5 protein-coding genes and 2 pseudogenes are annotated in these 7,250 nt (G+C 47.2%); 6 read left to right on the plus strand and 1 reads right to left on the minus strand.

The features are described 5' to 3' along the window. Positions 1 to 492: pseudogene (locus B5D32_RS13995) on the plus strand (relaxase/mobilization nuclease domain-containing protein); the annotation flags it as partial. A gap of 169 nt (positions 493 to 661) precedes the next feature. Here the strand turns inward: B5D32_RS13995 and B5D32_RS14000 are convergent. Next, the gene (locus tag B5D32_RS14000) at positions 662 to 1,027 is read right to left on the minus strand and encodes a helix-turn-helix transcriptional regulator (protein WP_004064252.1); all 366 of its coding nucleotides are present in this window, start codon (positions 1,025 to 1,027) and stop codon (positions 662 to 664) included. Between the two features lie 222 nt (positions 1,028 to 1,249). On the opposite strand from B5D32_RS14000, the gene B5D32_RS14005 reads away from it, so the two are divergent. The 5 genes and pseudogenes from B5D32_RS14005 to B5D32_RS14025 form a co-directional block, all read left to right on the plus strand. Further along, on the plus strand, positions 1,250 to 1,942 hold the full coding sequence (locus B5D32_RS14005) for a response regulator transcription factor (RefSeq protein WP_055194522.1): 693 nt from the start codon (positions 1,250 to 1,252) through the stop codon (positions 1,940 to 1,942). Further along, positions 1,939 to 2,970, plus strand: coding sequence for a sensor histidine kinase (locus tag B5D32_RS14010; protein WP_064786964.1), 1,032 nt, complete (start codon positions 1,939 to 1,941; stop codon positions 2,968 to 2,970). Before B5D32_RS14005 ends, B5D32_RS14010 begins: the two co-directional genes overlap by 4 nt. A gap of 182 nt (positions 2,971 to 3,152) precedes the next feature. Continuing rightward, on the plus strand, positions 3,153 to 3,818 hold the full coding sequence (locus tag B5D32_RS14015) for an ABC transporter ATP-binding protein (RefSeq protein ID WP_005936003.1): 666 nt from the start codon (positions 3,153 to 3,155) through the stop codon (positions 3,816 to 3,818). Positions 3,819 to 3,835: 17 nt separating this feature from the next. Continuing rightward, positions 3,836 to 6,328: an ABC transporter permease gene (locus B5D32_RS14020; protein WP_064786962.1), complete on the plus strand. Its 2,493-nt coding sequence runs from the start codon at positions 3,836 to 3,838 to the stop codon at positions 6,326 to 6,328. A 670-nt stretch (positions 6,329 to 6,998) separates the two neighbouring features. Beyond that, positions 6,999 to 7,250 (plus strand): annotated as a pseudogene (locus B5D32_RS14025) (sigma-70 family RNA polymerase sigma factor); the annotation flags it as partial.

Below are 7,250 nucleotides of genomic sequence, written 5' to 3' on the forward strand. Positions count from 1 at the left end.
AAGCAGATGGCCGCCGCTCTTGCCTATATACAGGACAATAACCTGACCGATTATGAGCAGTTGGCGAAGAAAGCCACCGAGGCGGCAGACCGTTTCCATGCCATTTCCGAACAGATCAAGCAGACGGAACAGGCCATGAAAACCAATGCCGGGCTAAAGGCCGCAACGGTTCAGTATGCCAAAACCCGCCCAGTCTTTGAGCAGTATAAGGCGACGAAGTACAGCCGGAAATTCCTTGCGGAGCATGAGGCCGACCTTGAACTGTACCGGGCTGCACAAGCGGAAATGCGCTCTCTGCTGGGCGGGGCGAAGCTCCCTAAAATGGATGTGCTGAAGGAGGAAGGCCGCAAGCTCACAGCAAAGAAAAAACAGCTCTATGGAGAATACCAGAAGGCACGACGGGATATGCAGGAGATCGTCACGATCAAGGCGAACATTGACACTCTGATGGGCTACACCGAGCCGGGAAGAAAGCAGGAAAAGGAGCGTTAAGGTTATGAAAATAAGGAGCAAAGCGACGCTGACACTTCGGGTCATGTTGGCCCGAAGATACGGGTTTGGGGCGAGCCCCAACAAGCCGCCTTTGTGCCACTTGTGGCCACAGAGGCATTGCTTGCCACTTAGCGACAGCCCCTAAAATGGCGCAAAAAAACAGAGGCCCTTATTCTGGAACCTCCGTTTCTCTGGCTTTCTTAATGCCCTCGGCTGTGGCTTCTATTACAACAAGCTCTTTTTCATTCATAGAATTTAGGAGCACATCAATGTGCTTTCTGCAAGAACTTGACCTTGCCCCTCCGTCCGCATGAATAAACTGGTCAACTGAAACGTCAAACATGGTAATGAGTTTAACAAAAAGGTCGAAGCTGGGATACTGACCTTTGTTCTCAATATTCATAATGGTACGGGAGTCACGGTCTACTAATTCCGCAACGTAGGCTTGTGTCCAGCCCTTTTCTTCTCTGGCTCTTTTGAGAGCTGCCCCGAGGCCGTGAAAGTCAAACCTTCTTTCATCTTGGTTCATTCTCATATCACCCTATATCATTGTACATTTCGGGCTGGATTATGAGAATGTAATGAAACTTTATGTAAGGTAGTATTTCATTTCACTATTCACTTGTAAAATCTTGATGTAAAAGCCAACAGGCTATATAATTTATGAAGAAATAATTTTTTGAAAAATCCGTCCGCTGTAACATTTCGCGGACATTTGCCTGTTATACTATCTGCAAAAAGCAAAGGAAGTGAGGATATGAAGCAGATTTTAATTGTCGAGGACGACAGTTTTTTGAATAAGATGGTGGCCTATAACCTGACCGCAGACGGCTATGGCGTGACTTCTGCCCTAAATGCCAGAACCGCAGCCGACGCCATCCGCCAGCGGGAATTTAATTTAGTGCTGCTGGACATCAACCTGCCGGACGGGAACGGTTTTGAACTGTGCAAGCTGATAAAGCCCCAGCACCCGGATACCATCGTGATTTTCCTGACCGCCAACGATCAGGAGAGCGACCAGATACGGGGTTATGAGGTGGGCGCGGTGGACTACATCACAAAGCCCTTTGTGATTGGGGCCTTGCAGCGGAAAATCAAAGCCATGTTCGCCATGCTGGAACACCACAAACCGGCCAAGGACATTTACGACGACGGGCGGTTGTTTCTGGACTTCTCGGAGCAGACGGCTTCCTTAAACGGCAAGCCCCTGACTCTATCCCCGATGGAGTACAAAATGCTGAACCTGTTTCGTAAAAATCCCCGGCAAGTGCTGACCCGTGGGCAGCTTTTGGAAAAGCTGTGGGATATAGACGAGCGGTTTGTGGACGAACACACCCTGACAACCTCCATCAGCCGTATTCGCAGCAAGATTGAAGCCGACGGCGGCGCACCCTACATCAAGACCGTTTACGGCATGGGGTATCAATGGACGGGAGGCGAGGTAAAATGAAGTTTCAAAACCTCTCGGTAAAGCGGCTGTTTGGCCGGGTGGCAATGGAGCTTGTCCTCTCCATGTCCGGGATCACCATAGCTCTTTTTCTTGTGACAAAACAGATTGCGGTGCTGCTGACAGGCGGGGCGCTGCTGCTGTGCGCCATTGTAGGGATTTTTGTACTGACGCAGGCGTTTGGAAAGCGACTGTCGCAGTTTACCACTGACCTGTGCCAGACCTTAGACCACATGATCGCCGGAAATGAAGCGCCCCAGCGGCCAGAGGACAGCGAAACCCAGCTTGCCAGAATCGGACACCGGCTGGCAAGGCTTTACCAGATCATGCAGGAGAACCGCCGCCGGGTGGACGAGGAACGGCAGGAGTTACAGACCCTTGTATCGGATATTTCCCATCAGGTGAAAACGCCGGTAAGCAATCTGAAAATGGCGACGGACACCCTGCTGGAAAAGCCTATGGCCGAGGCAGAGCGCACCGACTTTATCCGGGGAATCCGCAGCCAGACGGATAAGCTGGACTTTCTCTTTCAGGCCCTTGTGAAAACCTCCCGTCTGGAAACAGGCGTGATCCAGTTGGACAAGAAACCGGGCCGCCTCTTTGATACCGTGGCACAGGCCATGAGTGGGATCGTGTATGCAGCGGAGAAAAAGGAAATCGCCGTGTCCGTGGACTGCCCGGAGGATTTGACCGTTTCCCATGACAGCAAGTGGACATCGGAAGCCCTCTTTAACCTGCTGGACAATGCGGTGAAGTACACCCCGGCAGGCGGGAAAATCGCTGTGTCTGTGGTGCTGTGGGAAATGTATGTGGAAATCAAAGTGACCGACACTGGCAAGGGCATTTCCGAAAGCAATCAGGCCGCTATCTTCCAGCGCTTCTATCGTGAGGAAGAAGTACACGAACAGCAGGGTGTGGGCATTGGCCTGTATCTGGCCCGCGAGATCGTAACGCGGCAGGGCGGCTATATCAAAGTGGTTTCGGAGCCGGGCAAGGGTTCGGAATTTTCCATTATGCTTCCCTTGCGTTGAGAGAAACTTCCTGCTTCGGGTCAAGTTGGCCCGAGGTGCAGAGATAAAATGAAATGTCCGAGCGTTGTAACATTTCACCTCAATTTTCAATGAATTTTTTTAGCCGCTGTAACATTTCGCGGACATTTGGGTTTTACAATACACTTATCAACAGGTAGGAAGCCTTGAAAGGAGTTTTGAATATGAGCGTTTTACAGACGATTGACCTGAAAAAGTATTACGGTACAGAACCGAACATTACCCGCGCCCTTGACGGCGTAAATTTCTCCGTGGAGGACGGCGAGTTTGTGGCTGTTGTGGGAACCTCTGGTAGCGGCAAGTCCACCCTGCTTCACATGATGGGCGGGCTGGACACTCCCACCAGCGGAACCGTGATCGTCCGGGGCGAAGAACTGGCAAAGAAGAACGATGAACAGCTTACCATCTTTCGCCGCCGCAACATCGGCTTTATCTTCCAGAACTATAACCTTGTTCCTATTCTGAATGTGTATGAGAACATCGTCCTGCCGGTGGAGCTGGACGGGGACACGGTGGATCAGAAGTTTTTGGACGAGATCGTTCACCTGCTGGGGCTGGAAGATAAACTGAAAAATATGCCGAATAATCTTTCCGGCGGACAGCAGCAGCGTGTGGCGATTGCACGCGCCCTGATTACCAAACCGGCTATCGTGCTGGCCGACGAGCCGACCGGTAACCTTGACAGCAAGACCAGCGCCGAGGTGCTGGGGCTTATCAAGCGCACCAGTGCGGAGTTCCGGCAAACCGTTGTGATGATTACCCACAACAACGATATTGCCCGTCTTGCAGATCGGATTGTCCGCATTGAGGACGGCAAAATTGTGGAATAAGTAGGGGGTGGCAGACTATGACATGGCCTTTTGAAAATGATACCAGTAACATTGAAAAGAAACTGGCAAAGCGCAGTTTGCACCATGAACGGCAGCGTAATTTATTTGCAATCATTGCTCTGGCACTAACTGCATTTATGATAACTGCGACATTCAGTATTGGCTTTAGTTACTTTGAAACCTACCAAATGCAACAAATCCGCTTAATGGGAACTACCGCAGATGCCGGAATCACAAATGTAACGGAAGAACAGTTGGTTGAGATTTCAAAATCAAGTCTTGTACTTGACGTAGGCATACAGCAGCGTTTAGGCAGTGTTGATACAGAACAACTGAGAAACGCAAGATTAGGTGTAGTATGGATAAATGATACAGAGTGGGAACACCACCGTCTTCCTACTATATCAGGTGTTGTAGGAAATTATCCGTTAAGTAAAAGCGAAATCATGTTGCCTACATGGGTGCTTGAACAGATGGGTATTTCTGATCCACAAATAGGGATGGAAATTGTGTTGTCATACCAAATTGGCGATAGCTATGATTATGTCACGGACACCTTTTTGCTGTCGGGCTACTATACGGACTACATTCCAATGCGCACAAATAATCGTGGTTATGTTTATGTTTCATCCGCTTTTAAGGATAGCTTAAATGTATCACTGGATAATAGTGTTACGGCAATGATCCGTTTTCAAGGCAATGATAATGCTGACAAAAACTGTGAAAGATTGCGGCGTGAGATTGACTTTACAGAAGGGCAAACATTTGAAATTGTACCATTAGAACAGGCAAATGGTGGAACTATTATTTTAGCTGTAATAATTTTAGCAGTTTTTATATCCTTTAGCGGCTATCTGCTGATTTATAATATTCTTTATGTCTCTGTCGTAAAAGATGTGCAATTCTATGGCCGTCTTAAAACGATTGGAACGACCCAAAGGCAGATAAAGAGAATTATCTATAAGCAGGCAATCAGAATCTCTTGTATTGGTATTCCGATTGGCCTGTTACTTGGTGCGGTTGTTTCCTTTGGCATTGTTCCTTACTTCCTGAATATGATGTATTCAACAAATTCTGATGTGGGAACAAAAGTATCTTTTTCGCCGTTTATTTTCATAGGAGCGGCCATATTTACGTTCATTACCGTTATGATTGCAAGCATGAAGCCCGCCAAAATTGCCGGAAGTGTTTCACCAATAGCAGCACTCCAATATACAGCAGCCAGCACAAAGAGCAGCGCCAGAAATTGTAGCAAAATGAAGTTGTCCAGAATGGCATGGAACAATGTCTTTCGTAATGCTAAGAGTACAACCCTTGTTTTTGCATCGCTTTTTTTCGGCCTTTCCTTGTTCCTTGTCGTCACAGGGCTATTACATGGTTTAAGCCCGGAGAATTATGTGAGCCAATGGGGAGTAAGCGATTTTGCACTCACATATAGTATCCACGAAAGAGAAGATTTAATTTCCAGCGAAATGGTTTCAGAGATTGGTCAGCTTGACGGCATTGAGAATTTGAGGTTGACCTATGCACCTTATCCTCAAGTAGCAGCAGATGTTGTATATGACGATGCTGTATTTCACGAGTTTCTTGCGTCATTAGACGGAGTAAACGGCATTGATTTTTCTGATCCGGCAAAATTAGAAAATTATCAGCAAAACTTTTTTAGCGGGGTTTTTGGAATTGACAGTGCATATTTGGAAGAAATCAATAAAACCTTAAACTTGCCTATTGACACGTCTGCCTTTGAACAAGGAAAGGTTGTGCTGCTGTCCAAAACAGTAGAAGGCCTTATTCAGCCAGGGCAGGAAATAACAATCCAGACGCAGAACGGACAGCATTCCTTTATTGTAGCGAACGGTTATTTGAATGAAGGGTTTCGAGCAGGAGGAGGCAATGAGAGAGGGACGGCTCCTGATTTGTATATTAGTCAAACAGCTTTGAAAGAACTCTTTCCGCAATATAGAGTGTTCCGCGTGGCCTTTGATACGGATGGTCAACATGACGAAAGTATACTGCAAGAATTAAAGCAAATCACCGCATCACAAGCTAACATTGATATTATATCCCGATATGAACGGCGAGAAGAAATGCAGGAATATCTCATTACAGCAAAGGTTTTAGGAACAGGGTTGTCCGTGATCCTGCTGCTTGTTGGTGTCATGAACTTTGTCAATACAATGGTTGTCAATGTAAATACTCGGCGCTATGAATTAGCTGTTCTTGAAAGCATTGGAATGACAAAGCGACAAATCAAACGAATGCTATTTATGGAAGGTTTCTATTATTGGGGTGTTTCCCTTTCCCTTGCAGTCACCATTGGAACAGCAATCTTCATCTTGCTATATATGATTTTTAGTAAAGTGGCCTATTATGCTGTTTTCTCCTATCCATTTATCCCACTGGTGCTGGTGTCTGGACTGGTGTTGCTAATCTGCCTTATTGTGCCTATATGGGTCTACAAAACTGACGTTAACCTTCCAGTTGTGGAGCGATTGCGGTTGACAGAGTGAGTTTAATCAAATAGCAAAACATCCTTAGATCAATCATATCGAAGCGGAGCAGATTTTAGCTGCTCCGCTTCTTTAGTATTTTTCAAAAAATTCTTTTGAAATGTCCGAGCTTTGTAACAATTCAGCCTGTTTTTCTGTCGAAATCAAAGACGCCTCGGACATTTGTGTAACATTTGTAGTTTATGCTTGTGGTAAATCAATTAAGAAACATCTGCCCCCACAGCGGGGAAAAGAAAAAAACCGCTGACGGGCAGAGGATTTCGTGTGCTTTCCTATATCACTGACGATACGGCGGTTTTGAGAAATCAGAGCCGCCGTTTCTTTTCGCCCCCCTAAACCAACGACGACCTAACACCGTGTAAATCCACGGCGGCATATAGGAGGATTGCCGCCGTGTCTATCTTTGCCTTTTTTCACAGTGCCCATGACCTACATCAGTTAAAAAAAGCATAGCCCCGCCTCCGGGTTATTCCGGCTATGTATGCGAAATTTGTTGGAACCTTAACTATTATGTCATTTCATGCGTCCGTGTGGCTTCATGTCGCCCGGGCGCTTTTGCGTTCTTATGGGGCGGCTTCGGGTCATGTTGGCCCGAAGCCATTCCCCGGTGCCGCTCCCCGCCGCCTTCGTTTCGGTCACTCGTCAACCAACAACCGAAACGGAGGTCAATATGGCTATTATCAATTTGCGGGACTATTACCCGTTCTATACATCGGATTGCTTCATGGAAGTATCGGAAGAAGTTGCAGAAATGTTCAAAGAGTTTGATCGTAAAGAGGCTGCCTACCGGCTGCGTACATACCGCCACAAAGCCTACTATTCCCTTGATCGGGATGACGGGCTGGAGCATGAAGCTGTCTTTGTTGCCTTATCTCCCCATGAACTGTATGAGCGGAAAGTGACCATGCAGGAGCTTCACGCA

This window comes from Gemmiger formicilis, from assembly GCF_900167555.1.
Lineage (GTDB): Bacteria > Bacillota > Clostridia > Oscillospirales > Ruminococcaceae > Gemmiger > Gemmiger formicilis.